The sequence below is a fragment of the Acetivibrio ethanolgignens genome (assembly GCF_001461035.1).
In the GTDB taxonomy this organism is placed as follows: Bacteria; Bacillota; Clostridia; order Lachnospirales; family Lachnospiraceae; genus Velocimicrobium; species Velocimicrobium ethanolgignens.
In genome coordinates, this window is record NZ_LNAM01000047.1 from 1 (window position 1) to 2,968 (window position 2,968).

At 31.7% G+C, this 2,968-nt stretch carries 3 protein-coding genes; all 3 read right to left on the minus strand.

The features are described 5' to 3' along the window. Positions 1-186: 186 nt before the first annotated feature. The 3 genes from ASU35_RS03635 to ASU35_RS03640 all read right to left on the minus strand — a co-directional run bounded on the left by ASU35_RS03635 (position 187) and on the right by ASU35_RS03640 (position 2,779). Entirely contained in the window at positions 187-426 is a 240-nt protein-coding gene (locus ASU35_RS03635; RefSeq protein WP_058351705.1) for a hypothetical protein, read from the minus strand. A 38-nt stretch (positions 427-464) separates the two neighbouring features. Then, a complete protein-coding gene (locus tag ASU35_RS19105) occupies positions 465-614 on the minus strand; it encodes a hypothetical protein (RefSeq protein WP_156059342.1) in 150 nt (49 codons plus the stop codon). A gap of 1,019 nt (positions 615-1,633) precedes the next feature. After that, positions 1,634-2,779: a tyrosine-type recombinase/integrase gene (locus ASU35_RS03640; RefSeq protein ID WP_083504126.1), complete on the minus strand. Its 1,146-nt coding sequence runs from the start codon at positions 2,777-2,779 to the stop codon at positions 1,634-1,636. Positions 2,780-2,968: the final 189 nt, after the last annotated feature.

A 2,968-nucleotide genomic window follows, 5' to 3' on the forward strand; every position in this document is an offset into this window, starting at 1 on the left:
ATTAGAAAATACTGGCTTTTAATAGGTTGACTTGCATTGAACTTCACGGATTCAGGTTTTATATAATTACCATTACTGTCATAGTATATATTATCCCTTAATACTCCACCACTTCAATCAGATAAAGTACCAGGATTAATATTAATTAACATACTGTAAGCTTCTAAAGTTGGTAACATATTATATTTAACACAAAGCCTTATATATATTAAATATATTATCCAGTAGCTCTATATCGTTATTATCCGGTTTAGGTATATTGTCTGAGATATACAATATCATTGACATGAATATACCGGATTTATTATAAATATCCTCTCGGCATTTATCGTCCAGCTCATGCTCAAAGAAATCATCTGCAAGCTCTAATATTCTACTGGTGTATACTTCTACACCAGCACTTGACACAACTATATTATTTTTCATGTATTATATACACCTCCTGAATGTTTAGATAATTTACATTACATTGCTCCGTCGCACTCGTCCCAGTCCTGTTGCTTGCATCCGGAACACTCTCCGAAGCATTCGCACATATCACCAGTACACTCGACGCACATCGGCTCACATTCTCCATCAATTTCATAAACACATTTGAATTTATTACAGGCCATTTCAAGATACCTCTAGGGTAAAAAAATAAGCAACCAATATATGATTCTCTCGTAATTATGCATATACTTTATACCTCCAATCCATATTTTCAAGACATTTTTTAAAAGTTATATTTCTTTTTCCTTTCTTCTTCCGGCGACGCTTTAAACTCAATCAGATCTTTCGGCTGCATATCCAAAATGAAAGATACTTTATTCAGACTTTCAAGAGATAACGCACCTCCTGCATATTTTCAATATATATTATAACCCTTTAAAAGTTATAAAAAGTATCAACTATAACTTTTAAAAGTGATATTATTATATCAACAAGGGAACACAACCAAATTTCAAATACAGAAGGGAAACATAGGGAGCTTGCACCTTGAAAATTTTAGATTGCGAACTATGTCGGATACTGCTATAATATCTGCATGGGAAACCAGAGAGCCGGGCGGCTTACCCTCCTATTTCGGAGGGGCTAACCCTCCAGACGAAAGAAAATAGCCGCCATTACTCGCAATAATGACGGCTGTTAATAATAACGGCTAATTATTATTTCAGGGTAAGCCGCTTCTCTGGCTTTCCCTCTTCTATGTTCAATATAGCACATCTGGCGGCATTCGTCAAATCAAAATTCTTTCCCGGTGTAGCGGTCAAGAAAAGTTATTTTTAAGTCGCAGTTTAAAGTGTTCTCGCTATACAATTTTTAAAAATTATCGGCCTGATTGATATATTCAAATAACCTGGCAGCGGAATTATTCGCTGCTATTTTTTTGCAAAAAAATAAACCGACTAAGCGATTTCTCTTTTTAGCATTTGTAGAAGAAACTCCTTTCCTAAGTATTTGCATATATCGAACGTTTGTCTGATTACTTTTTTGATTACCTATTGATTACTCAAACTCTGAAACCCTCTAAAATCAAGGGTTTCAGAATGGAGCTGAGGGGAATCGAACCATTATCAAAACGTTTTAAACGCTTATAGATACTAGGTTTTTAGAGTTTCATTTTCAATGTTGACCCCAATTTGACCCCAATTTAGCACACTTTTATCATTGTCATTGCTTTTGCTTCTTCTTCCTTAATCGAGTGAATATATTTGTTGTATGTTATATTAATATTCGCATGTCCCATCAATTTACTTACAACTTCTATATTTACTCCTTTCCTTAAAAGAACAGAACCAAAGGTATGTCGCAATGTATGCAAGGTTACTTTTTTATTTATTTGAGCTTTCATTAAAATTCTATCAAGACTACGTTGTAAATTCCTTGCAGAATTTATTGTTCCTACCCTTGTGCAGCATAAATATTTTGATGATATATTATTCCTATTATTATACTTTCTAAGTTCTTCTAGGTATTCTACTACATTATCGTTTAGATTAAGTATTCTAATACCAGCATTTGTTTTGGTTGATTTTTTGATAAGTGTACCACTTTTACCTGTTTCAAAATTCATAACATTGCTTTGAACAGTTTTGTTAATATACACAATTTTATTATTAAAATCAAAATCATCCCATTCTAACGCTAATACCTCTCCTACTCGTAACCCAAGATTCATCATAAATAACAGTATAAATCCGTCTCTGCTACAATACTCATGTGTTGTCTTATATTTGCTTAGTGCTGCTTTTTTAAATCTTTCTATTTCTTCATCACTTAAAGAAAATTGTTTTTTTGTTTCTGTTTGTATGCAACTTTCTTTAGGTAAAATAACATTATCACATGGATTTTTATAAAGTATTTCTTCTTGAATAGCTGTATTAAAGCATGGGCGTAATAACTGTAATATCTTTTTTAATCCAGACATTGCCAAAGGCTTTATGTCTTTTGATATTGGGTTAGCACGATTATCAATTAATTCTTGGATGTCCTTTGTCGTTATATCCCCAATTTTATTTTTCCCTATTGTATCTTTAATTTGATGAATATATACGCTATATAGCCTAGAGTATGAAGTTGGTTCTATCTTATTCAATTTATAATTTTTAAGCCAATATTCAATATAATCATTTAAAACTATCTTTTTAGGTTCTTTGTAACCATTTTCAATTTTATTAAGATATTCTTTCGCTTTATTTTTTACTTCTGATTTTGTTTTACCATAAAAACTTTTTCTTACGTTATTAATGGTCAACCTTCCTTCATGGCGACCATCACTTCTTACTTTTATGGTCATGTTGTTTATTATAGCTGATACATTGTTTATGATTATTCACCTCCACTAAAGAAAAACAATGTAGACAGCAATTTTAAAAGAAATTAACACATCTTTATTATATCATCACTTCTACATTGTTTCAACTTTATTACTCAAACTTCGCACTTGAATAAGTGCCTATGCACCTTGAAAATTCAATAATAACTG

Coding starts and splice junctions, on each gene's coding strand:
- ASU35_RS03635 (WP_058351705.1), bottom strand. CDS start 426: ATGAAAAATAATATAGTTGTGTCAAGTGCTGGTGTAGAAGTATACACC.
- ASU35_RS19105 (WP_156059342.1), bottom strand. CDS start 614: ATGGCCTGTAATAAATTCAAATGTGTTTATGAAATTGATGGAGAATGT.
- ASU35_RS03640 (WP_083504126.1), bottom strand. CDS start 2,779: ATGACCATAAAAGTAAGAAGTGATGGTCGCCATGAAGGAAGGTTGACC.